This is a genomic window from Stenotrophomonas sp. SAU14A_NAIMI4_8 (assembly GCF_003086695.1).
GTDB lineage: Bacteria > Pseudomonadota > Gammaproteobacteria > Xanthomonadales > Xanthomonadaceae > Stenotrophomonas.
The window spans coordinates 135673-157869 of record NZ_CP025999.1; the positions used below are offsets into that span (position 1 = coordinate 135673).

The window sequence follows — 22197 nt, forward strand, 5'->3', positions numbered from 1 at the left end:
GTCACCCAAGTAGGCATGGAGCGCGGCAATGCCGCGCTCCACAGGCGTGCCTGACTCAGCCAAGGCGGTCAAGCGACTCCGCCGCTTCTTGCGATTGACCACTGGACGCACCACTGCCAAACACTGCACCCATGCTCGCAATGTTCCGTGTATGTCCGGCCTTCCGTCCTGGCATGGTCCAGTCGTTCGGAATTTCGTTGTTCACTGCCGCAACGAAGGTTCCGCCGAGGGCAAAGCGTTCCTTGATTGCGTCATTGAAGGCTTCCGCTGACGGGAACTCTTGAAGTCCAATAGACATGGACTCTGTAGCGCTCGCGTGCCACTGATAGAAGGATTGGACGTAGGCTGAGCCCTCATCGGCCCGATTCCACTTCTCGGCAAAGTTCTCGCCGCTGTCTTGCGGATTGCAGACCTGAAACTGGCCATCCTCATAGCGGATGTACTTGGCCATGTTTCCCACGATCTCAAGTATTGCTTCAAGAGGCTTCCGCGGCCGCTGGTGCGAGTCTGCAGCGACATCTTCATATGCGCGTGTCGCCAGCGTTGTAATCACAGCGGAGATGGGGCGATGCTTGGGATCTCCGCTTCTAACCGCCCATTCATCGCGATGGCGCTTGAGGAGCTTGATGGCGGCGCGCAAGGGGTCACTGTCGATGTACTGCTCATACGCTGGTAGCGGAGCTTGAGTGGCGGCATCCATCACCAACGCCTTCCTGGACAGCGCAGCGATGCTCTCCAGTGTGATCTCCTTCTTGGTCGCGGCATCGAGCCAGTGCATGTAAGGGATCGGGCTACTGGCTTTCCAAGCCATCAGTTCGCGATCAGGAACCTCAAGCTTTCCTTGCCCATCGGCTTCAGTATTGCCAGGCACTGCCCGAGCAGGAGTGACATCGATGTGGAAGCCCGGGTTCGTATCCGCATAGATGATTCGGACACCACGGCGGAGGAGCTTAACTTTCGCTTCCACGCGAGTTCCTTCAGAGATTCGATCATAGATCTCATCCAGTACATCTTGGGCGGAAGCGCCCTCTGCATTTGGGAGCCATACAATCGCATCTGCATCCACCGTTCCAAGGTCGGCTGGGGCACCTGCCAGTGGCTTGATCGTGGTTCGGAGCCCGATGGAGCCCTGAACGAAGATGTGAGCGTTACTCAGGATTGGATTGGAAGAAGCATTGAGGATTCCCTCCAGAACTCCGTAGCGGTCATCAATTTTCTCGTACTGCGACTCGCTCAGGGATATGGATCTTGCCGCACGAAGCAAGAAATACTCCCAACTATCGCGCTTCGTATCGTGGTCGGTAGGCAGTGTCATGCACGATCTCCAGGGGTGATTGTGAAGGCTTCTACGAAACGTCCGTCTTGGGTTTTTTCGCGGTCGTAGACTACGTAAGGGTGCTGATGCTCCGTTGTCATCAGTGCGCCAAGTTCAACGCAGAAAGCGGCCGGTGCGGCGATGAATAGATGGATGGGCTCGGGGCTAGAGGCTTCAAGATGGCTCATGAGTATCTGCAGAGCATCTCTGAACGCGGAGATGGCGCCGCGGTTGCTGACAATCGAGTAACGAGGATCTTCGATCGTGAGCGTCGCAATGCGTGCGTTGGGAACCACCAGGAGTACATCCCGCTCTGGAATCTTCGCTGAGATGGAGACGACCAGTGCAATTGGCTCCGCCCCTTCATCAGGGATGTGAAGCTGGTAGTTCGGTGGCGCAGCAGAGGGATCGGGCCAGCGTAGGCCGTGGTCGCGGCTCTTAGAGAACATCACCCGGTTGGATCGATCCCCGATAGTCTGGCCGAGCATGATCAACGTGGGGATGTCCGCCAAGCCCACCACAGCCAGAGCAGGTTGATCTCCGTAGCGGCCGCCACGTCTCTCTAGTTGTCGCTCTAGGTGATGCCGCACTTCGTCCTTGATGTTTGCCCAGTAGCGTTGATCTCGCCCATCTGCACCAGGCGGCTTGAGCGTGATCTTGATGATGTCTCCAAAGGCGGACAGCCCTTCAGCAGACATCGCCATCGCGAGGTCTCGCTTGGAGATGTCGGCATTGGTGACGAAGTTGCTACCCTGGACAATCAATCCGATGGCGCGTCCGGCATCCGGCACGCTCGCCGCCAGTCGAATTCGCTCCTGAAATGCTTGATGCAGCTCTGTAAGGTCTGAAGTGGGGTAGCCATCGGCATCCCTGTCCACCCTATCGTGGCAACCAGGGCAGAGAAGCATCAAGTTGTTCGTATCGTTGGTGAGATCAGCTGCCTCCTGCGCTCCATGGCTGGGGTCAGCTCGAGGACCCTTCGGGCTAGCAGGCATGATGTGGGCAACTTCACCCCATGCCATTTCCTGGCTGACGCGGAAGTCGCAAGTAAGGTCTTGGCCGCAGAGCTCACAGTGGCCGGCGGATCTCACCCAGACAAGCTTTTTAATGTTGCCTGTGGTGTGAAATCGGCCGCTTCCGGCCGAAGAGTCTGGTGATGTTACTTCTGCGTCTTCATGAGCCTGTTCCATGTGATCCCTCCTTGACGACCCCTTCATTCTTTGGGCTGCCAAGGTGTGATTCAAGTCTCATTTTGGATGTAATCGATTACAGCGCATTCGAAGCATCAAACCCAGGGCTCACAGTAGGCCAGCGCCCTCTGCAGGCGCGATCAAATCGGCAACGAAAGATTGAATATCGTAGTGGCCTGATAGTCATTGGGAGCTGTTGAACAGTCCCCAGCAACTTCAGTCATCGTTCGCCGCTGTGGCTGGCCATTTGACCGACACCGGCAGTCGTGCCTGGGCACTTCGCCGCGCTCGCTTCCTTCGGCGGGGTCTGGCCCGAGCTTCGGCTTTGTTCTGAGCGCGAATGATGATGAAGATCGTGATGACAATGGAGATTGGGAACAGTAAGGCTATGCCGGAAAATATGCCCATTTGGGCAAAGGTACTCAGGTTGTCCATGCGCGATCTCCATCGTGAGAGGCAGCGCCTCACTGCATCAAAGACTCGTTTTCCAAGATAGGTGCCTCCAGGCCGGCCGGTGCTGTGCGTGATGCAAGTGCGCTCCAAACAGGAGTTTGGAGATGTGCATCGCCGCTGGCGCAGCGCAGAACATCTGGTCTAGATAGGCCTGTAGCTCACCTGCTGACAATGTTAGCCAATGAAAACGCTCGCGAGTGCGGGCGATATGGCTGCATTGTGGGAAATTTCGTTCCCAAGAGTGCTGAAATTCCCCCGAGTGCGGGCAGCGTGGCTGCATTACTACTCAGGCACCGACGGATACTGGGGCTACCTGCGTGCCTCATCTCCACGCCGCGGTACGCGTTGATCCTTCGCAGCGACCAGCCTTCGCCATCAAGTGCAGGCAGTCAGATCGTGGAACAGTGAGAATTCTTCTGAATCACTCCTACGAAAGCATCCACTGCCGGGACTTCGTATGCGCCCTCACGACGGATGATGCTGAATGAACGCTCGATCGCAAGCGAATCTATAGGAAGGCGAACCAAACTTCCGTCCTGCAGGTCGCGCGTCAAACTGATGCCTGGGAGCCACGCAATTCCTCCCCCGTGTATCGCTGCCTGCTTCAATGCCTCGGTATTGCCGAACTCTACAATGCTACCGGCGGTGGAATCCAACTGCTGCAGCCCAACAGGGCGGCCACAACCTTGGTCCAAACTCTCACGCTTTTCGCTCCATCTACTTGGCAATGCGAAGAGTAGGTGTGGTCGCTAAATTGATAATTGCGTTTCGGTGAGCCAGTCGGCACTGCACATCCAGTCGGTCAAGACCGTGGTAACGGAACATCGACCGGTCTGTGGACAGTTCAGGGCTGCCGGCGTTCCGCGCGGCCGCCTCCGTTGGATGTGCGTTTTGGCGATGAATGACTCTACTGGTGGATTGCGACGGTCCGCTCCTGGCCGGAAGCAGACATGCCGGCGCCAGACAACGCGACCAAGAATGCTAGATTCCGCTATCGACCCGAAGCGGACATCATCTGTATATGAAAGGCTGTGCGATTCGGTATCATTCTTTGGGAATAAAGAAACAAGAGCACGGGCCATGGAAAAGAGAACGCTATCCGAGTCGGAAATCTGCACGAAGTTCATTGCACCTTCCATCGCAACCAGGGGCTGGAGCAACGACTTTCAAGTGATTGAAGGTTGCTCTCACCGATGGGCACCTCGTCGTGCGCGGCTACAAGGTCCATCGAGTCCCAGAGATGTTGGCTCTGCCCTCAACTCTCAAAGCCCGCCTCGCCGCCGCATAAACCGAACGGGTGTTTATGGCCCAAGCGCTGATTGCCGAGGTTCTTTGAACTGATGGCCCGACTTATTAATCCTGAAGATATCCCGGAAACGCTTTGGCACCCTGGATTGAAGTGCCTGCGTCTTGCTCCATCGCTGCTCGCCGCATGGGGGCACTTACTGCGGCACGCAGGACTGGAGGAAAAGGCACTGCAGCCTGTTCCCAAAGGAGAAATCGGTGGATTGAGCCAGGAGGAGACTGATGACCACCTGGCATGGCGCTTCAGTGGCTCCTCGGCGCGTGTTCAACTGAGCTTGCTTGATCCTCGGGACGAACTTGCAGGGGTCTCAGACGCGTTTGCGAAGGTTTTTTCGGGTGGGACCGTGTTGCTAGCTGATCTGCCTTGCGGTTCCGGCGCAGCGGTTTTGACGATGCTGGCGAGTATTTCTGAGTTGCGGCGCCAAGGCCGCGTTCCGCGCCACCCGCTACACGTCAAGGTTGTAGGAGGAGAGTTGTCGGAATTCGCGCGAGACTATGCCAGCCGAGCCATGGATCACATCAAGGATGCATTGGCTGAGCAGGCGATATGGGTCTCTGCCGAATTTCTGCGGTGGGATGCATTGGGTAAATTCTCTACCGCGGACCTGACCAATCGCCTGACCGTGCTTGGCCAAGACTGTTCAGCCCGCCTCATTGTGCTGGCTAATTTCTCTGGCTTTCTACAGGGCGAAGGGAAGTGGAAAGAGGCTATCCCCCAATTTGAAAGCCTGTTCGTACACGGCCGAGCCCTTAACAGTTTTGTACTTTGGATCGAGCCGCAAACGAACAAGGTACTTGGGTCAGGTGGCTTCTTCGGACGAGCCCTTGCTTGGTTCAAAAACTTGTTCTCAACTCATCAGTCCAAGGAGGAGCAGGAAGCTCTCGTCGTTGAGAACCTTGGCAAAAGTAGCGCCTGCGTTCAGCATCCACTGAAGGCCCACCAATTTGACGTCCGTCTAGTAATTCAGCGCTTTGATCTACCCTTGAATGGAGCGAAGGCATGAGGCCACAGCTACTCGCACTGCGGGCGACCAATCAGTACCGCACTCGCGACATCATGGCCTACCTTGGGCTGCGCTATTATTTCGCCAATCTATGCGCAGGCAGGGATCGCTGGGCCGAGAAGGTTTCTCTACATCTCGTGATGAGCCGCAACAGGAGCGCCTATTTTCAGTCCCTGCACTTCAAGGATATTCGCGCTGACGGTCAGGTCGGATACCGCGACATTTTTCTGCCTGGGCCTAATGAGTCGTTCGCGGAAGCTGCGTTACTCGCGGAGTGCAGCCGGCACGCAGCATTTCGCTCTCCCGATTTCGTCTTCAGCTATCGCCTGGCGGAAGGCGAAGACTCTCAAGGCGTTTACAAGCCATATTTCTCGGGACTACAAGAGCGGCACAGGAAAATAGCCGCCGCATGCAAAGCTGACGCCGGTCAGGTTGTGCGCTATACCGATATCAAACGTTTCTATCCGAGTATCTCCGGTGAGCTGGCAACCCACGCCTGGCTGAAGGCGTGCGATGTAGCTCAGATGCCCCCCCTAACTCGTGAGTTGGGTATGAAACTCTTGGCCGACCACGCGCTGGTAGGCCAAAGCGCTGATCGTGGCAAAGGGCTGTTAACTGGCCCTATGTTTAGTCACCTGATTGCCAATCTCGTGTTGCGTGATGTTGATCACGCAATGTCAGCGGCCTTCCCGAGCCGTTACTTCCGTTATGTGGATGATGTAGTGCTGGTGGGATCACCATCGGAGGTCGCTATGGGTCGCGCTCAATTGGCGGCATTGTTGAGTGAGTTAGGACTTGACTTACATGACGTCGATGCAAGCAAGGACTTCGAGCTTGCTGCGGGTGATTGGCTAGCAGGGGAAGAAGATTTCGGTGGCAACGACTCACAAGGCTGGATGTTCTTCGCCCGCGATCTAAAGCAGTTTCTGATTTCACAGCCTTCGTCTCGTGCCGGGCTTGCCGCCAGATTTGCTGAAGAGGGATTCAGGATTCCATTGCCGGATTACAGCGTTGAAGTCGGTGATGCGAGTTATCAGGAGCGTTTCCTCGACCAGCTGCGACGTTATCCGTGGTTGCTAGAAAAGATATTCCGACAGGCTACGCCAAAAATGCTTTTGCTCTCCGCTCAGACTCTTCGCGGGGAGTACACTGAGCGTTTACTTCGTATCCTTGAGGCTGGCCCGAAGTTGGATGGTTATGTACGAAAAAGAGCCATCCCCAAGATTCGCTATTTCGCAGGCCGACTCCTATACCTGGCCAAGACTGAAGATCTGCCTTTGATTGCAGAGCGCCTGCGGCAATACCCAGAGCTCGCTATGCTCGCAGAAATAATCCATGCGGTCGGCACGCGAGATATCACGCATCTTCTGCGAATGGGAAGCAATGCCGCGCAATCGGCTGCTCAGATCCTGAAACTGATTCCCGGCGAAATCACTTGCCGAATCGAATCTTGGAATTCTGCTGAACGTCAGGGCTTGGCCATCTTGCGAGCAAACGGCATCAGCGTTGTCGGTCCGGTCGACGATGAGCTCAATCGCTTCGCTATGTGGCAGGAGCGCGGACATGAGTTGATGAAGTCAGACGATCCCTTCATCCAGGAACTGGCCTGCCTCCACGGGGTTTCGGAACAATCCCGCCATCCCCACATTCTTGAGACTGCACTGGATCGCGGTGAGGAGCTCGCCTTCGACGCGACGACACCAATCGACACGTACTGAGCATTCATGGCCATGAGTGAAGTTCAGATCAGGGACACTGCCGATGATTGTGTTGTGCTGCGATCGTGCGTACTGCCGATCGATGCAATGCGATGGCGACGGACGCCAGACCGCATTCCTGTAAACGGTCCTGTTGAATCGAGGCTGCAAATCCGCACCAAGGCATGACGCGACCATTCAGGCAAAGCGGTGTTGAAGGTCCGCTTCTGGCCGAAAGCAGCCGCGCCGGCGCCAGGCAAAGCGGCTAAGAGTGCTAGAGCCTGCTCGACCCAAAGCGGATACTCGATCCTCCTCGGAGTCTGCCTGAGCGAATAGCGCGCCAGCTTTGGGCCCGATAACCTGTACCACGTCGATGTCTGCATTGAGTCGAGCCTGCTGGCCGAGCCGTTTGGTTCGCTAGGCGGCTGGCTCGGTCGGCGCCGGTGCTCCCACGGGCGGTGCCGATGGACGGCGAAACTGCTCGAGGAACCAACTCGGCAGTGGGTGTCGGAACACCCGCGCCGAAAGTGCCAGGACTACCGCTTGGTTACGTGCAACGCAGGTGACGTCACCTGGGGCAGCAGCTCCCGGCGGTAAGGCGACTGCTGCAGCCGCTTCGGCAGCACACGTCGCCCCGAGCGTGCGGAGTCCTCGTGACACGCCAGGTAAGCCTTCCGGTCGACGCGCGGCGATCTGATCGATCTCGGCCTTCGGAAACCAACGTTCAAGCGTGGCCTCGGGCATGAGCGGTCTCAGGGTCTCGCGCAAGCTGTGCAGTGCAACCTCGTTATCGACGAAAGCGGCGACCGCAGCCAGCATTGGCACAAGGGTGCTAGTTCGGCACACCTCACCGGACTCCACATCGCCCGCCCGCAGAGCGATCGCGTCCTCCACCAAGTCGGTGGTAACGGGGAGGAGGCGCCCGTCGCGTGCGGCCAGCACCAATCGATCTGCCACATCCATGACCAACGAGTCCACGCTCGCGAAGTCGCCCTCGGACATCAGGCCCGCCAACGCGAGTGACAGGTCGATGGCTTGGCCATCCAATGCGGGAAGGCGCGCACCCTGATGGGCGTTGAGCAGCGCTACCAGGCGCTCATGCGCCGCGGTGCGGCCGGCCTGCGACTCTGAGGAGTGTGGTGGGCTCAACAGGAGCAAGCCCAGCCTACCCGCTTCCTCGAGGACCAGCCTGTTGTAGAGCACCTCGTGCCCTGCGTAGCCCATGACTGCATAGGGGTCTTGCAGCTGTGGCCAGACCTTGTCGGAGTACCGACCCATCGCCAGCCAGAGACGTACCTTGAAACCTTCGAATCGAGTCAAGAACTCTGCATTACAGTCGAGTCCGGCCCCGACTGCCTCTGACCAAATCTTCAGCAGCAAGTACTCGCCGCCCGCGACACTGGGCTTGAGGTTGGACTCGGATTGCCCCCACATGTCGAAAACGGCCCAGCCCATTTCGGCCGCAGCGCAGCGCTTAAGGAACGCGCGGCGTCTTGCTGCCGAATTGCCAGCCGAACTACCATCGAGTACGTCGTCAACGAACCGGCGGAAACTACGCTCGGCGGCATGGCTATCGTCCAGCGTCGCGATGGCGGCACGCAGGTGATCGCGCCCGGCCTTCAGCAGAAGCGACTCATCGAGCAGGTGCGCTTCGATCAGGGTGGCGAGCTGATCAATGCCCCAGAACTCGAGTGAACACCCCGCCTGCGTCGCTACCTCGTCGCTCAGCACTTTGAAGCCAGCCTGCGCGGCCTGCTTCCATTCGCCATTAGACAACACGATTAACCGCTTGCGCCCGCCGCGAAGATTGGCCGGTAGGCGGTTTTGCACATACTCCGTAGACGCCTCCCGCACAGACGGTTGGATGGACTGCGCACCGGCGTACAAATCTTCACGACCGATGTCGCCAAACTTGATGATGAACAAGAATGCTTCTTCCGGGCCGTCCGGTGCCGCTAGGCTCGAGAGCACGTCAACACCGCCTTGTGGCACGCCGACCTGCGCTCGGCTAAGTACGTTGTGACCCATAGCGACTAGCAACTCCGGTAACAGCGCATCTAGCTCGTTGCGCTCGCGCAGCGTGGCCAAGTAATGAGTCAGCACCAAACGAATACTCACGGCGCCTGTCCCTCCAGAAGCTTCCTGCGAAGGAACAACAGTCTCAGGGGGTCAGTCATCGCGAGGAACGGCAACTCCGTCGCTAACTCATGCTCCTGCATCGCAAGCGACTGCTCGGAAGTTGCGCCACCCACATCGAACTCGAGCGAGACCTCGGAGGCGTACTTAAAGTGAGAGCGCTTAATGAACTTCATGAGCACTGAGGCTTCCTCGGCCTGCCGGTGAATGTCTCGCTGCTCGCGCAATCGATGTCGACGCAGAACTTCCCGATCATCTGCCGACAGCATGAGCTCTTTCAGCCGAGGAGCCGCCACGCGCGCAGCGTAAGCCGCAGTCATCGCCAGACGAATCTCCTCCAGCACGGGATAGCGGGCGACAAGGTCGGGGTCTAGGCTCTCCAGCAGCCGTCTGGTCGTACCGGGGTACTGTTGTGCCTCATGACTCAACAGCGCGACTAGCCGCTTTCCATTCGGGTCCATGTCGGCCCGGAAGCAAGCAACGATCCAGCCCAGTACAACAGCCGGGGCCGCATCGAAGGCGGCCAAGCGATATCCCACCAATACTGCGTCCGCAGCTTCTAGACGTGCTGGCTCGAAGGCAACCAACTGTTCACCCGCTAAGTTGGAGATGTTCATCTCCTGCAACAGGAGACGCGCCGCGTCCATTCGCGTCGCGGTGATCAGCCAATCCCCCAAGGCGGCGCTGGCAAGTGCCGGCGATTGCGCGATCAGCTGAATGCAGTGGGTGAACTCAAACGACTCCGCAGTCGCCGTTAGCGCGGCGATCTCGGCTAGAACCGACCGCAATGCTGCCGCGTCGTTTTCGGCAGCGGCAAGGCGTGCAAACAGGTCGTCGGATCGACTGGGCATGGGATGGCCGGTGACATGAGGGATAGGGCGAGCTGTCATTCGCAACGTGCTATGCGAACTCTAGCAGCGCTTCAGGCCAAACGGCGCGGCCCAGGCTCGGAGAACTTTCATGACCGTTCCCCCTCTAAAGGGAGCGATGCTGCTGCTTTCAGCCTAGGAAGTTCGGCGAGATGCGACTCAAAGCGGACTTCCGATGTGGCGCAGGCTCTGCACCCTGCTGGGTCCGGTTATACTTTGGCTTGTTAGCCGAACCGTGCCGTCTTAAGATCGAGCCGTATCAAGGGGATAGCCCACCATACGGAGGGCTGTGGGTAGGTCGTATAACCGGACCCAGGGATCCGGCTATTAGGTAGTTAGCCCTATGCCCAAACGCCGCCGCGCACCAACTAGCGAAAGCATGAAAGTCAGCTTTCGCGCGAGCGTCAAATTTGAACGGATGCTCCGGATCTTCCGTGACACGTATCAAGCATCCCGACGACCAGACGCTTTAACGGTCGCCTACGTTGTAATGTGCGCCGCGGCTTTAGAGGCCATCCTCAATGATGCGCTCCTAGAACATGCCGCTGACAAGTGGGGGCAAGATCAGAAGGACTATGGCAATGCTTTGCTCACAATGACCTTCCGCAGCAAGCTAGATGCATTGCCAGTACTTCTCACGTCGCACAAGTATCGCTTCGACAAGCAATACTGGGTGTACCAACGCCTTGTCGCGCTGATTTCGGAGCGCAACAATGTCGTTCATCCAAAGCCGAAGGAGCACGACTTTCCCATAGCTCGGATCCCTCACCCAGTTTGGGGGGGTACCCCTAACTTCCCAGTATTCCCCGCCGAGTTCTATGTCGCAGCTGACGATCTCACAATGGGCGCTGGCAGCAAATACACCCCGTTGGAGTATCACGACGCGCTAGAAAAGCTTGATAAGTGGTTCCTGCGAAGGCTGCCCGGTCGCATCTCAAGAATCGCCATGCTGGTGCCCAATGCAAAAGGCTAACAATTCATTCAAGCCGATGCCGCTTCGCGACACGGCTTAATTCAGGCGTTTGTCATCATTGGAAGAATTGTCGATGACCCGAGAACAGGCCGCCGCTCTAGTCAATTCCGCAATTGATCAGCTGGTGCAGAATGACTCTGCATTGCTTGATCTTCGCGTTACGGAGCGTTCGCTCTCTTACCGGCTCGCCCACTACATGGCGCTTTCGGAGGCTATTCGGCCGCCGCTTACCGTGGACTGCGAGTACAACCGCCATTTCGGTGACCCCAAAAGACTCAAGCTCCCGCCTCGCAATGCTTTGGATCGCGGGATTCGTGCAGCCACCGTGTTCCCTGACATTCTGGTGCATGAGCGCAACACGGACGCAAACAACATCGTCGTGTTGGAACTCAAGAAACCTGGAGAGGACGCCGCATACGACGAGCTCAAACTCCAAGCGTTCCGAGAGGAGCTTGGCTATGTACACACTGCGCATGTCATCCTGGGCTACGCCGCCGACGGCGCGTTAGTCCGCGAGGTAATCTGGGTTGATGACTAATAATTCATTCAGGCCGAACCGGCTTCGCGGGTCGGCTTAATATTGGCGATAGGCGGCATATGAGAGAACTCAGTAGGGAAATACTCGTGAAGCTTTCGGGCGCGTCGCTTAATAACGCCGCTGCGCTAGTTGAAGAGGCGGAAGCGTTGCTAAGTGGCGAGCATTTCGCGCGCGCCTACTTCCTTGCTGTTGCGGCCATCGAGGAAGTCGGCAAATCTGCTTTAGCGTTTGGCGCGGCAGGTCGAAACCTGGCGGATCGGAAAGTTCACAAGAAGACTTGGAACAACCTTCTGGATCACAAGTCAAAGATCATTGCCGCCTTTGGACCATCGCTGAGCCTAACGCAGCGAGAGAACATGAAGGAGGCGCTTGATACTTCCCTTGAACTTATGGGCAGCCTGCGCCTGGGCCGCGAGCCGTCGATGTATACGGGAGTTCTCGCGGATGGCTCGATCCAGAACCCAAAAGATTTGGTGCGTCCTGTCGCCGCACGTGACACGGTACACCTCGCCCAACATTGTCTGGCGCGAGCTAAACAGCATCAGGCGAACAACGAGCCAGCGTCGACCACGGCGGCTAGCGACTTCTTCTATACCCTGTCCAGCAGCAAGATTCAGGAAATCATGGGCCAGGATGAGTTCTCGCCGTTCTATCTTGAGCGCATAAACGGCGGCAACGTCAGCCTAGAGGAAGCAATCTATGCCTTCGTCTCGCGGCCTGCCTCCTGACAATTCTTCCGAGCCGACGCTGCTGCGCGGTGCGGCTTAACTCGGGCGTTCCGATGTCCGCTTCTGGCCGGAAGCGGACACTCCATGCGCGCTCATCAGTTGGGCGGGTTCCCCGGGACAGCATTCCCTCGAACTAGCTCACGGGATCGGAGGGCACGATCCCTGCCGCTTCGTTGATCTGCGCGCCATCCCTGATCGTGCTCGGAGCCGTGCCCGGTGCTACGGTCTCGCCTTGGTTTCACGCGCTCTCGGGCTTCGTGGGAGCTGGGCTTCTCTTCGCTGGGGTCTCGGGGTTCTGCGGGCTGGCACGCGTACTGATGCGCATGCCTTGGAACCGTAAGGCGACGCAGCCGAACACGTGAGTGTCTGGGATTGCGTCGTGGCTGACAGCGCTACGCAAGATTCCTGCGTTTGAGCCCCTAAACTCGCAGGAACATGGGGAAAGGCCGACGACACTCGTTTGGTCGTAACCAGCCACGATCCATAGTCGATCTTGAAGAGCGACCACCCGCACCCGGTGGTCGCCGCAGCGATCAAATTGGACGGATCAAGTCCGCGATTTGAGGCGCGGGTCCTTCACGGATGCAGCCAAAAGAGCATCTCGACGCTCTGCGTCAGGCCGCCGACCGACAAACTTTTCCGAAATTCGCCGTCGATTTGACGTATACGACAATCTTTTCTGAAATTCGCTGCCGATTTGTCGTTTACGACAATCTTTACGCCCCTGCATACTGACCCCGCTCACTCCCCTACCGTTCGTCGGCCCATGACTTCCGGGGGGTTGACTACATATGTCGTCACGCCGACAGTAACTACACGTGTAGTCAATGGAGTGGTGTCATGCGCGGCAAGACCATCGGGGACCAGGAACTGGCCCTGCTGCAGTACATCGATGAACATGCGCCGGCCAGTGTCGGCGAGGTCGCCAGTGGCTACGGCGAGGCCCGCGGGCTGGCCCGTTCCACCGTGCTGACCATGATGGAGCGCCTGCGGGCGAAGGGGTATCTTCAGCGCCAGCAACAGGACGGTGTCTACCGCTACCAGGCCACCCGTGGCCCGGAAAGCGTGCTGCAGGGCGCGGTGGCCCAGTTCGTCGACAACACCCTGCAGGGCTCGGTGTCGCCGTTCGTGGCCTATCTGTCGCAGCGCCAGCAGGTCAGTGACAACGAACTGGCCGAGCTGGAAGCGCTGGTCGCCGAACTTCAATCGCGTCGTCACGAGGGCTGAGCCATGGATACCACGATGCTGATCGCGTTGCTGGAACGGCTGGGCTGGACCAGCCTGCAGACTGCCTTGCTGGTGGGGCTGGTGTATCTGGTGTGCAAGCGGCTGCCGTCGCTGTCGGCGGCCACGCGCTGCCGCCTGTGGTGGCTGGTGTCGCTGCAGGCCGTGTTCGGCCTGGCCTGGAGCCAACCGCTGCAGCTGGCCTGGTTGCCGCCCCCCGCCGAGGTGGCGATGACCACCACCGACCTGGCCGCCGATGCGATCTATCCGCTTGCGCCCGAAGCGTCGGCGCAGCTGCTGGCCGCCGCGCCGATCGACCAGACCCACGACATCGCCGCGTCCATCGGTACCGGCGCATCGCCGCTGGCCGTGTGGGCACTGGCGCTGGCCGCGCTGTGGTTGTCCGGCGTGCTGCTGATGGCATGGCGCACCTTCGGCGAATGGCGGCAGTGCCGCGCGCTTCTGGCCGCCGCGCACCCCTGCGAAGACGCCGCCCTGGTGCAGGCGCTGCAACTGGCGGCCGATGCCCATGGCCTGCGCCGTGCACCGCGTTTGTGGATGAGCGCGCAGGTGGACGCACCGCAGCTGGTCGGGCCGCTGCGCCCGGTGCTGCTGCTGCCCGCCGGTGCCAATGCGCTGCAGGGCGACGCGCTGGACCTGGCGCTGACCCACGAGCTGCAGCACCTGCAGCGCCGTGACCTGCAGTGGGGGCTGCTGCCGGCCCTGGCCCAGCACCTGTTCTTCTTCCATCCGCTGCTGCGCATGGCCGTGCGCGAATATGCCCAGGCCCGCGAGGAAGCGGTGGATGCGGCGGTGGTCGGCCAGCACGGTGCCAGCCGCCATGCCTATGGCCGCCTGCTGCTGCAGCTGGGTGTGGCACCCGCGCCGCATCTGGGCGTGGCCAGCGCTGCACCCAGCACCACCAGCCTGAAGCGCCGCCTGCTTTCGCTGCAGCCGCGCCGGTCCTGCCCGCGCGTGTTGGCGGCCGCGCTGACCACCCTGGTACTGGCGCTGAGCGTGGCGCCGATGCAGCTGGTGGCTGCCCCGGTGCCGCCGGCACCGCCCGCCCCGCCGCCGCCGCCGGCTGCGGTAGTGGCGCCCGCTGCACCAAAGGCGCCTGCCGCCCCGGCGCGAGCGCTGCCCGCCGTGCCAGCACCGCCGGCCGCTCCCGCCGCGCCGCCCGCACCGTCGGCCCCGCCGGTCGATGAAGACGATGACGACAGCTTCACCACCGTCGGCCAGCTGCACCTGGGCAACGACATGGAGCGTGGCCACGTATTGATCGACCACGGCCGCAGCTACGCCAGCGCCACCATCGACGACATCAAGCAGGCCCGCCGCGACGTCGGCCGCGAAGGTCCGGTGCTGTGGTTCCGCGAGGGCAACAAGCGCTACGCCGTGCGTGACCCGGCGCTGATCCAACCGCTGCAGCGCGTCTACGCGCAATCGGCGGAAGTGGGCCGGCAGCAGGGTGAACTGGGCCGCGAGCAGGGCGCGCTGGGGCGCCAGCAGGGCGAGTTGGGCCGCAAGCAGGCGGTACACGCGCGTGAAATCGCCCGCGTGGCGACGCAGGTGGCCAGCAAGGCCGTGCGCGCCACCGACATCAACCGTGAGGCTGCGGCCGAGGCGGCAAGGGCGACACGTGGTGTGACCGACGATGCCGCGATTGCCCGCGCGGCCGACGCCGAAGTGCGTCGTGCAATGCAGGACCTGCAGGACACACACAGCCGCGACATCAGCGAGCTGGCCGACCAGCAGGCCCAGCTGGGCCTGCGCCAGTCCGCGCTGGGCAGCCAGCAGGCCGAACTGGGGGAACGCCAGGCCCAGCTGCAGGCGCAGGCCTCGGCGCAGGTGAAGCAGGTGATCGCCCGCGCCATGGCCAGCGGCAAGGCCCAGCAGCTGTAGGACCGCTTCGCTCGCCGGGCATGGCCCGGCGCTACCGGATCGATCGCGTCCGGTAGCGCTGGCGCGATTACATCAACCGCAGCTGGCGCGCTCGATCCTGTTCTGCGCGTCCACCTGCACGGTGACCCGGTCCTGGCGGAAGTCCATGGTGACCGCCATGCCCGGCTTCACCACCCGTGCATTGCGCGCGCCGCTGTCGGCCACCAGCTTCTTGATGGTGGCCTCATCGGCAGTCTTGCCGGTGAATGCCTCCAGCGCTTCGGGACGGCACTCCTGCGGGCCATCGGACACCTTGGCCGGCAGGCTGCCGGTATCGGCGGTGCTGCTGCCGCCGGCGTGGCTGCAGGCAGCCAACGGCAGGATGGCGGCCAGCAGTAACAGGGAAGAAGAACGCATGGGCACGACTCCGCAGGATGGAATAACCGGCAGTGTCGCCGCTGCGCGTGTCAGCTGTGTCAACGCTGCCTGAATCCGCGCAGCGCTACTGCCCGACCAGCGCCAGCGTCTCGCGCTCGCGCTGTTCCTCGCGCACCAGCCGCTGCAGCAGCAGGGCCAGGGTCACCACGTCCTGGTGGTTGTGGTCGGCCACCCGGCGCAGGTTCAGGGCGTCGCCACCGCGCAGGTAGCGCAGCCACGCACCGGGTGCCTCCGAGCCGGGCAGGTCGTCCTCGCGTACCACCCGCAGCAGCTGGCGTTCGATGGTGGACAACTTGCAGTTTTCCCAGCTGCCGCGATAACGGCGGCGCGTGGGATACAGCAGGTCCACATGGTCCAGCGCGCTGATCGGGTCGCGCTGCCGGGCCAGGCGGTAGCGGGCCTTCAGCAGCGGTGCGTCGTAGCTGCGGCCGTTGTAGCTGCAGAACACCGTGGACGGCTGCAGCCAGCCGGCAAAGGTGGCCAGCATGGCATCTTCGGCGGCCATCGTGGACATCAGCAGCTGGCGGATGCGCAGTCCTTCGCCGCGCTGCGGGCAGGCATGCCAGTCGGCGGCGCCGATCATGAAGGCGCGGGTGCCGGTGCCGCCGGCCAGACCGGTGGTTTCGGTATCGAAGAACAGCAGGTCGCGCGCGGCCACGTACTGGCCATCGCGGCGGGCGAAGTCCAAGGACAGCGGCTGCGCCGGAATCGGCTGTGGCTGCAGCGATTCGATCAGGAACAGGCCCGGCGCGATTTCCTCGCCGGGCAGTTGCCGATCCTGCGCGCTGGCGCGTGCCGGTGCGGGACCGCCGCGCGTGCGCAGGCCAAGCAGGCGATGCAGGCTGCCCACCTCCGGCCGCCGCAGCGGTGCAGCGGCCGCCGCCGGCGCGGCGGCACCGGTCGGTTTGTGGCGGATTTCCTGTTCCACCCAGGCGAACACCGAGCGTTCGGCGGGCGGCTGCCGTGCATCGTTGGCGGCCACCGGGGGCGGTGCTGCGGGTGGCGGCTCGGGCACGGCCGGCGCGCTGGCCTTCGGGTCACCGGCCTGTCTGCGCAGCAGGCGCAGTTTGTCCAGGCTCAGGCTCACGGCGCCAGCAGCTCCATCGGGTCGCGCGTGGTCACCACCACGTCCGGCACGTGCTGGCAGGCGTGTGCATCGAACAGGTCCAGCACGCGCAGTGCCAGCGCACGTGGCGAGGTTTCGTCCTCTTCCTGCGCGGCCAGCACCGGGCCCACGCAGGCCGGGCAGCCGGCCTTGCAGTCGCAGCGCTGCACCAGTTCACGCGCGCGCTGCACCAGCTCGGCCTGGCGCTGCCACAGCGGCTCACTCAGGCCAACGCCGCCAGGGAAGTTGTCGTACAGGTACACGGTGGGCACGAATTCCTGCAGCAGTTCCACCACGCCGGGATCGCCATTGCTGCCGCGCAGCTGGCCACGGCCACTCTGGTCGGCAATCGCGAACCAGGCACCATCGCCATTGCCGACCGACTTCTGCAGATCGCGCGCGTCGGCCATCACCGCCACGGTGGCGACGATGTGCAGCGCATAGGCCGCGCCGAGGAAACCATCCAGCGCATCCTGCTTGCTGGCGAAGGCGCGCAGCAGCAGCGCCTGCGGCAACTGCCACCACACCGCCGTGGTGTGCAGTTCCTGGTCGGGCAGGTTCACCGGCCCGTAGCCGATGTTCTCGTGGGTGTAATAGCGGATCTTCTTGTAGCCGGCCACGCGGCGCACCACGTGTACTTCGCCATGGTGTGAATCGCCACGACCAGCCACGCCACCGTCGAAGCGGTCAAGCACCTTGAGCTTGGTGAAGTCGATGCTGTCGGTGTAGTAGTCCACGTGGGTGCGGGTGACATAGGCCTTGCGGCCTTCCCAGTCCAGCGTTTCCACCTGGTACGGGGTGGACTGCACCATGTGGATGGCGCCTTCGTACAGGGTGAGCGCGGCGGCGGAGTAATCCACTTCGGCGATGATCTGCTGGCGGCCATCGCTGCGGTCGACCACCACGAAGTTGCCATCGGCCACCGCGCGCAGACTGACCGCGTTGGCCGGATAGCTGTCGGCGATCCATTCCCAGCGCTCGCCTTCGCGGTGGATGACCTCGGTTTCGGCCAGCGCTTCCAGGAATACTTCTGGATCGATCGGGCCGAAGCCATCGCCGACCCGGAACGGCAGTTCGAAGGCGGCACAGCGGATGTGGTCGAACAGGATCAGCGGCTGGTCCGGCGCGATGCGCGCGTGTTCGGGCGAGGCTTCGGCGAAGAAGTCCGGATGGCGCACCACGTACTGGTCCAGCGGCTGCGAGCTGGCCACCATCACCCCCAGTGCGGGCTGCTGGCGGCGACCGGCGCGGCCGAAGCGCTGCCAGGTGGCGGCCACGCTGCCGGGGTAGCCATTGAGGATCACCACGTCCAGGCTGCCGATATCCACGCCCAGTTCCAGCGCCGAGGTGCTGACGATGCCGTCGATGTTGCCGGCACGCATGGCCCGTTCGGTCTCGCGGCGCTCGGTGGGCAGGTAGCCGCCGCGGTAGGCGCGGATGCGCGGTGGCTTGCGCGGGTCGTGGTCGAAGATGTCCTTCAGATACTTGGTCAGCACTTCCACCATCAGCCGGGTCTGCGCGAACACCAGGGTCTTCAGCCCGGATTTGATCGCGATGCGGGCGATGCGGTTGCTCTGCGACCGTGCCGAGGCCCGCAGGCCCAGGTCCGGGTTGATGACCGGCGGGTTCCACAGCAGCACCTGCTTGGGCCCGCTGGGCGCGCCCGATTCGGTGATGGCGGTGACCGGGGCTTCGATGAGGGCTTCGGCATGGGCCTGCGGGTTGCCGATGGTGGCCGAGCACAGGATGAACTGCGGTTGCACGCCGTAGAACGCGCAGATGCGCTTGAGCCGGCGCAGCACGTTGGTCACGTGGCTGCCGAACACACCGCGGTAGGTGTGCACTTCGTCGATGACGATGTAGCGCAGGTTCTCGAAGAACTGTGCCCACTTGGTGTGGTGCGGCAGGATGGCCTGGTGCAGCATGTCCGGGTTGGACACCACGATGTCGCCGTGCAGGCGGATGGCCTGGCGCGCATCGCCGGGGGTGTCGCCGTCGAAGGTGAACGCCTTCACGCCCAGGTCGCCGGCGCGGTTGAGTTCCAGCAGCTCGGCCACCTGGTCCTGGGCCAGCGCCTTGGTCGGAAACAGGTACAGCGCCTTGGCCTTGTCCTGCATGGCTGCGCTGACCACCGGCAGGGTGTAGCACAGCGACTTGCCGCTGGCGGTGGGGGTGACGATGGCCACGTGTTCGCCGCGCTGGCTGGCATTCCACGCTTCGGCCTGGTGGCTGTACAGCTGCTCGATGCCGCGCGCCTTCAGCGCGGCGGCCAGGGCCGGCGGCACCGACTCGGGAATGGGCGCGTAGCGGCCCTCGCGGCCTGGAATGGCAAAACTGCCGGTAATGCGGTCGTGGTAGCGGCGCTGCAGGCGGGCGCTGAGCAGCGCGCCGTCGCGCGCCGGCAGGCCATCGCGGGTGGCGAGCTTCTGCTCGGCATCGGCAGTGCGCTTGGCGAGTTCGTAAGCCATGGGAAGCGGGGTGACGGTTTGCGAGGGGTCACATGGCACCACAGATGGGTCTCAGGGTGTGAGACCGCGGGCCGGGATGCAGTAAACCATTCAGTGCCGGGGCGGTGGCGGCCGCGCGGCGAATGCCTGCCGGCGCGCGCTGTCACGCTGCAGGGCGCGGTCCGCGCTGCGCACACCCTGCACCGCCTGCCACAGGGCCATACCGACTGCCGCAAGCCACCATGGCAGCATGGCCTGCGGGTTGCCGGGCAGCGACAAGAGTGCGACGGTGCCCATGATCGCCAGCAGCAGTGCCAGCCAGGCCAGGTGCCAGCCGCTGCCGCTGGCTGGAAAAGCCTGGCGGTCGTCGGCCAGCCGCCAGTGGGGCCCGGCCGCCAGCACTTGGCCATCGTGCTGGCGCAGGTCCAACTGCATTACACGGGTTCTGGAAAAGGCCGCTGCATCCTGCCATTCCGCAGGAAGCTGGACGCGGCGGTCGCGGCCCAGCAGCCAGACCGGTGCCTGCGCCGGCGTGCGCTGCAGGTTCTGCAGTCGCCCCGCGACCCGCAGCACCGGCTGCGCGGTGCGCGGCCCACGGCGGCGCGGCCAGGACAAGCCCGCGGCCAGCATCGCCAGCACGATCAGCGGCAGCGCGGTGGACACCGGCGTGTGTGCACAGGCCCACAGTGCCATCGCGGCAGTGCCCAGGCCGGCTGTGCGCAGGCGGCCGCCGCGGCGCAACGCCACTTCCGCGTCGGATTCCAGGCGTTCACCGAGCAATCGGCTTGCGCCCACCCGGGGCAGGGCGGCCAGTGCAACGCCGTTGAGGCGGACGATGATGGCCCAATGTGCAGCGAGCACCACCTCTGCGTCATTCCACGCGGCCAGATGACGATGCGCGACTGCAGGAAACAGCACCGGCACGCCACCCAGCCGGCCGTCGTTGAACGGTTGCCAGGGGCGATGGCTGGCGCTGGCAAGGGCGCCCTGCAGCGGCCGGACCTGATCGTCATGGGTGATGCCGGTCAGCGCACGCAGGGGTGCCAGCGCCGCCTGTTCACCCGCATCCAGGGAGCGCAGCACCGGTGCCTGGCGCAGCGCCTGCAGCGCGCTGCGCGTGCGCGCCATCCATTCGGCAATAGCCGCCACCAGCATGGCAGTTGCCATGGCAAGTGCAACCAGTACAGCGACCCGCGATGTCATCTGTGCAGCACAAGGTCGGCAGGGGAAAAAGCGCGGGGCTGCATGCCGGGCTCCATCGGAAAGACCCTGCAGGCTGCTGATCCGAGGCGGCGCTGACAATGACATTTGTTGCAAATCGCGCCGCGCTGGCAGCGTTCTGGGCAGCGCGACACATCCTGAACGTCTGCACGGTGCGCCAACACAATCTGAAGCCGCCATGCGTATGCTCGCAGACTGGACACATCCGACAGGGCAATGGCTGTGGCACGACGGACACTGCAGGGAGCACTTCTGGCCGGCATGATGCTGGCCGTCACCGCGCATGCGCAGCAGCTGCCTGCGCCGCCGACCGAGACCAGCATGCAGGCAACGCCAGCACCCGCATCCGCACCGGCGCAGGACAGCGTGACCACGCTGGGTGAAGTTCGTGCCTTGAAGCCGGAAGACGACCAGCCGCTGGATCTGTACCGCTTCAAGAACCCGGTGAAGTTCGGCGACAACCGTTTCAGCCGCGATTGGCAGGAACCGCCTACGCCGGAGCAGGTCAGCCTGGGCGGGGGTTACATCATGATGGGCGTGGTCAAGGGTGTGCTCGCCGCAGGCCGCGGTCTGAACAAGCTGACCGGTGGGCCGGACCAGATCCAGTCGGCCATCGCACGGCCACCGCCGGAACTGAGTGCCGACCAGCAGCGCCGCGCATTGCAGTTCTGCCAGCAGCAGGACGGCTGCGGCGCACCGCCGCAGGACTAGGCGCTATCCTGCCGTCTTTCTTTCCGAGGCTGCCTGGATGCTGCTGCGTTCCCTTTTCCTGATTGCCCTGTGCGGCCCGTCGTTGGCGCTGGCCAGCGAACTGGCCGACGACGGTTCATGCCGCAATGGCGCCTTCCCCTCGCAGCAGTCGGACTTCGCCGTGGCCAAGGTGGTGGGTACGCCGCGTCTGTACCTGCTGCGCGACCTGGACGGCTGCCCGGAAAAGGGTGAGGCCGCGTGCCGCCAGCGCAGCTACGTGGTGAGCGGCGATACGGTGGTGACCGGCCGCGACCTGGGCCCGTACCGCTGCGCGTTCTTCCCCAACAAGGTGGGCGGCAGCGCGGGGTGGGTGGATCGCAGCAAGCTGCAGCCTGTGCCGCAGGTGACGCCGACCCTGCAGGGATGGGCGGGTGACTGGAAGGACGGCGACAACGGCCTGCAGATCCGCGTGCGTGGCAGCCAGTTGCAGGTGGAAGGCGATGCCTACTGGCCGTCGGCCAATCCGTCGCTGGAAGAACGGCCGGGTGGGCCGCACATCGGTGCGGTGAACGCGTCGGCCACGCCGCGCGGAAGCCAGGTCGATTTCGTCGAGGATACCTGCAGCGTGCACGCGCAGCTGCTGGGCGATGTGCTGGTGGTGTCGGACAACAGCGAATGTGGTGGCATGAACGTGCGCTTCGATGGTGTGTACCGGCGCGCGGGCAAACGCTGAGGGATCCGACCCCGGTAGATCCACGCCATGCGTGGATGCTGTCCGCGATCCACGTGGTGGGGTCAGGGCCCTTTCGCGCGCGAAAGGGATCCGACCCCGGTAGATCCACGCCATGCGTGGATGCTGTCTGCGACCCATGTGGTGGGGTCAGAGCCCTTTCGCACGCGAAAGGGATCCGACCCCGGTAGATCCACGCCATGCGTGGATGCTGTCTGCGATCCACGTGGTGGGGTCAGAGCCCTTTCGC

19 protein-coding genes are annotated in these 22197 nt (G+C 62.5%); 10 read left to right on the forward strand and 9 right to left on the reverse strand.

Annotated features, from left to right (window positions below; genetic code table 11):
- Positions 1 to 55: 55 nt before the first annotated feature.
- The 3 genes from C1930_RS00535 to C1930_RS20120 form a co-directional block, all read right to left on the reverse strand.
- On the reverse strand, positions 56 to 1315 hold the full coding sequence (locus tag C1930_RS00535) for a nucleotidyltransferase (RefSeq protein ID WP_108770828.1): 1260 nt from the start codon (positions 1313 to 1315) through the stop codon (positions 56 to 58).
- Positions 1312 to 2505 carry an SAVED domain-containing protein gene (locus C1930_RS00540; protein WP_108770829.1) on the reverse strand — a complete coding sequence of 398 codons (1194 nt, stop codon included), beginning with the start codon at positions 2503 to 2505 and terminating at the stop codon, positions 1312 to 1314. The genes C1930_RS00535 and C1930_RS00540 overlap by 4 nt, the downstream gene beginning before the upstream one ends.
- 216 nt (positions 2506 to 2721) lie before the next feature.
- Positions 2722 to 2940: a hypothetical protein gene (locus C1930_RS20120; RefSeq protein ID WP_159093506.1), complete on the reverse strand. Its 219-nt coding sequence runs from the start codon at positions 2938 to 2940 to the stop codon at positions 2722 to 2724.
- A gap of 1358 nt (positions 2941 to 4298) precedes the next feature.
- Between C1930_RS20120 and C1930_RS20125 the strand changes: the two genes are divergently transcribed.
- The gene (locus tag C1930_RS20125) at positions 4299 to 5267 is read left to right on the forward strand and encodes a hypothetical protein (protein WP_159093507.1); all 969 of its coding nucleotides are present in this window, start codon (positions 4299 to 4301) and stop codon (positions 5265 to 5267) included.
- Positions 5264 to 6985, forward strand: a complete 1722-nt coding sequence (locus tag C1930_RS00550) for an RNA-directed DNA polymerase (protein ID WP_108770831.1) — start codon at positions 5264 to 5266, stop codon at positions 6983 to 6985. Before C1930_RS20125 ends, C1930_RS00550 begins: the two co-directional genes overlap by 4 nt.
- A 396-nt stretch (positions 6986 to 7381) precedes the next feature.
- Here the strand turns inward: C1930_RS00550 and C1930_RS00555 are convergent, their stop codons facing one another.
- Together C1930_RS00555 and C1930_RS00560 are read right to left on the reverse strand one after the other, a co-directional pair.
- Complete coding sequence (locus tag C1930_RS00555; protein ID WP_159093508.1) at positions 7382 to 9082, reverse strand: hypothetical protein; 1701 nt, start codon at positions 9080 to 9082, stop codon at positions 7382 to 7384.
- On the reverse strand, positions 9079 to 9951 hold the full coding sequence (locus C1930_RS00560) for a hypothetical protein (RefSeq protein ID WP_108770833.1): 873 nt from the start codon (positions 9949 to 9951) through the stop codon (positions 9079 to 9081). Before C1930_RS00560 ends, C1930_RS00555 begins: the two co-directional genes overlap by 4 nt.
- Before the next feature lie 397 nt (positions 9952 to 10348).
- Between C1930_RS00560 and C1930_RS00565 the strand changes: the two genes are divergently transcribed.
- From C1930_RS00565 to C1930_RS00590, 6 genes are all read left to right on the forward strand, one after another.
- The gene (locus tag C1930_RS00565; RefSeq protein WP_159093510.1) at positions 10349 to 10942 is read left to right on the forward strand and encodes a hypothetical protein; all 594 of its coding nucleotides are present in this window, start codon (positions 10349 to 10351) and stop codon (positions 10940 to 10942) included.
- Positions 10943 to 11015: 73 nt separating this feature from the next.
- Entirely contained in the window at positions 11016 to 11480 is a 465-nt protein-coding gene (locus C1930_RS00570; protein WP_108770835.1) for a hypothetical protein, read from the forward strand.
- Positions 11481 to 11566: 86 nt separating this feature from the next.
- Positions 11567 to 12208 carry an AbiV family abortive infection protein gene (locus tag C1930_RS00575; RefSeq protein WP_234412713.1) on the forward strand — a complete coding sequence of 214 codons (642 nt, stop codon included), beginning with the start codon at positions 11567 to 11569 and terminating at the stop codon, positions 12206 to 12208.
- Positions 12209 to 12405: 197 nt separating this feature from the next.
- Entirely contained in the window at positions 12406 to 12570 is a 165-nt protein-coding gene (locus tag C1930_RS00580) for a YgaP-like transmembrane domain (protein WP_343125582.1), read from the forward strand.
- 478 nt (positions 12571 to 13048) lie between these two features.
- Complete coding sequence (locus tag C1930_RS00585) at positions 13049 to 13435, forward strand: BlaI/MecI/CopY family transcriptional regulator (protein WP_108751749.1); 387 nt, start codon at positions 13049 to 13051, stop codon at positions 13433 to 13435.
- A gap of 3 nt (positions 13436 to 13438) precedes the next feature.
- Positions 13439 to 15337: a M56 family metallopeptidase gene (locus C1930_RS00590; RefSeq protein ID WP_108770837.1), complete on the forward strand. Its 1899-nt coding sequence runs from the start codon at positions 13439 to 13441 to the stop codon at positions 15335 to 15337.
- 72 nt (positions 15338 to 15409) lie between these two features.
- On the opposite strand, the gene C1930_RS00595 is transcribed toward C1930_RS00590, so the two are convergent.
- The 4 genes from C1930_RS00595 to C1930_RS00610 all read right to left on the reverse strand — a co-directional run bounded on the left by C1930_RS00595 (position 15410) and on the right by C1930_RS00610 (position 20473).
- A complete protein-coding gene (locus tag C1930_RS00595; RefSeq protein ID WP_108755024.1) occupies positions 15410 to 15733 on the reverse strand; it encodes an I78 family peptidase inhibitor in 324 nt (107 codons plus the stop codon).
- A gap of 85 nt (positions 15734 to 15818) precedes the next feature.
- Positions 15819 to 16841, reverse strand: a complete 1023-nt coding sequence (locus C1930_RS00600; protein ID WP_108755025.1) for a ribonuclease H-like domain-containing protein — start codon at positions 16839 to 16841, stop codon at positions 15819 to 15821.
- A complete protein-coding gene (locus C1930_RS00605; RefSeq protein WP_108751753.1) occupies positions 16838 to 19327 on the reverse strand; it encodes a DEAD/DEAH box helicase in 2490 nt (829 codons plus the stop codon). Before C1930_RS00605 ends, C1930_RS00600 begins: the two co-directional genes overlap by 4 nt.
- A gap of 90 nt (positions 19328 to 19417) precedes the next feature.
- Positions 19418 to 20473 (reverse strand): hypothetical protein, encoded by a 1056-nt coding sequence (locus tag C1930_RS00610; RefSeq protein WP_159093511.1) that lies wholly within the window; start codon positions 20471 to 20473, stop codon positions 19418 to 19420.
- Positions 20474 to 20743: 270 nt separating this feature from the next.
- On the opposite strand from C1930_RS00610, the gene C1930_RS00615 reads away from it, so the two are divergent.
- Both C1930_RS00615 and C1930_RS00620 read left to right on the forward strand, forming a co-directional pair.
- Positions 20744 to 21238, forward strand: a complete 495-nt coding sequence (locus tag C1930_RS00615; RefSeq protein WP_108770839.1) for a hypothetical protein — start codon at positions 20744 to 20746, stop codon at positions 21236 to 21238.
- 37 nt (positions 21239 to 21275) lie between these two features.
- On the forward strand, positions 21276 to 21950 hold the full coding sequence (locus C1930_RS00620; RefSeq protein WP_108770840.1) for a hypothetical protein: 675 nt from the start codon (positions 21276 to 21278) through the stop codon (positions 21948 to 21950).
- Positions 21951 to 22197 lie beyond the last annotated feature (247 nt).

Bases quoted from the DNA above. Each gene is read 5' to 3' on its own strand.
- C1930_RS00535 (WP_108770828.1), bottom strand. From the start codon at position 1,315: ATGACACTGCCTACCGACCACGATACGAAGCGCGATAGTTGGGAGTAT.
- C1930_RS00540 (WP_108770829.1), bottom strand. From the start codon at position 2,505: ATGGAACAGGCTCATGAAGACGCAGAAGTAACATCACCAGACTCTTCG.
- C1930_RS20120 (WP_159093506.1), bottom strand. From the start codon at position 2,940: ATGGACAACCTGAGTACCTTTGCCCAAATGGGCATATTTTCCGGCATA.
- C1930_RS20125 (WP_159093507.1), top strand. From the start codon at position 4,299: ATGGCCCGACTTATTAATCCTGAAGATATCCCGGAAACGCTTTGGCAC.
- C1930_RS00550 (WP_108770831.1), top strand. From the start codon at position 5,264: ATGAGGCCACAGCTACTCGCACTGCGGGCGACCAATCAGTACCGCACT.
- C1930_RS00560 (WP_108770833.1), bottom strand. From the start codon at position 9,951: ATGCCCAGTCGATCCGACGACCTGTTTGCACGCCTTGCCGCTGCCGAA.
- C1930_RS00565 (WP_159093510.1), top strand. From the start codon at position 10,349: ATGAAAGTCAGCTTTCGCGCGAGCGTCAAATTTGAACGGATGCTCCGG.
- C1930_RS00570 (WP_108770835.1), top strand. From the start codon at position 11,016: ATGACCCGAGAACAGGCCGCCGCTCTAGTCAATTCCGCAATTGATCAG.
- C1930_RS00585 (WP_108751749.1), top strand. From the start codon at position 13,049: ATGCGCGGCAAGACCATCGGGGACCAGGAACTGGCCCTGCTGCAGTAC.
- C1930_RS00590 (WP_108770837.1), top strand. From the start codon at position 13,439: ATGGATACCACGATGCTGATCGCGTTGCTGGAACGGCTGGGCTGGACC.
- C1930_RS00595 (WP_108755024.1), bottom strand. From the start codon at position 15,733: ATGCGTTCTTCTTCCCTGTTACTGCTGGCCGCCATCCTGCCGTTGGCT.
- C1930_RS00605 (WP_108751753.1), bottom strand. From the start codon at position 19,327: ATGGCTTACGAACTCGCCAAGCGCACTGCCGATGCCGAGCAGAAGCTC.
- C1930_RS00610 (WP_159093511.1), bottom strand. From the start codon at position 20,473: ATGGCAACTGCCATGCTGGTGGCGGCTATTGCCGAATGGATGGCGCGC.
- C1930_RS00615 (WP_108770839.1), top strand. From the start codon at position 20,744: ATGGCTGTGGCACGACGGACACTGCAGGGAGCACTTCTGGCCGGCATG.
- C1930_RS00620 (WP_108770840.1), top strand. From the start codon at position 21,276: ATGCTGCTGCGTTCCCTTTTCCTGATTGCCCTGTGCGGCCCGTCGTTG.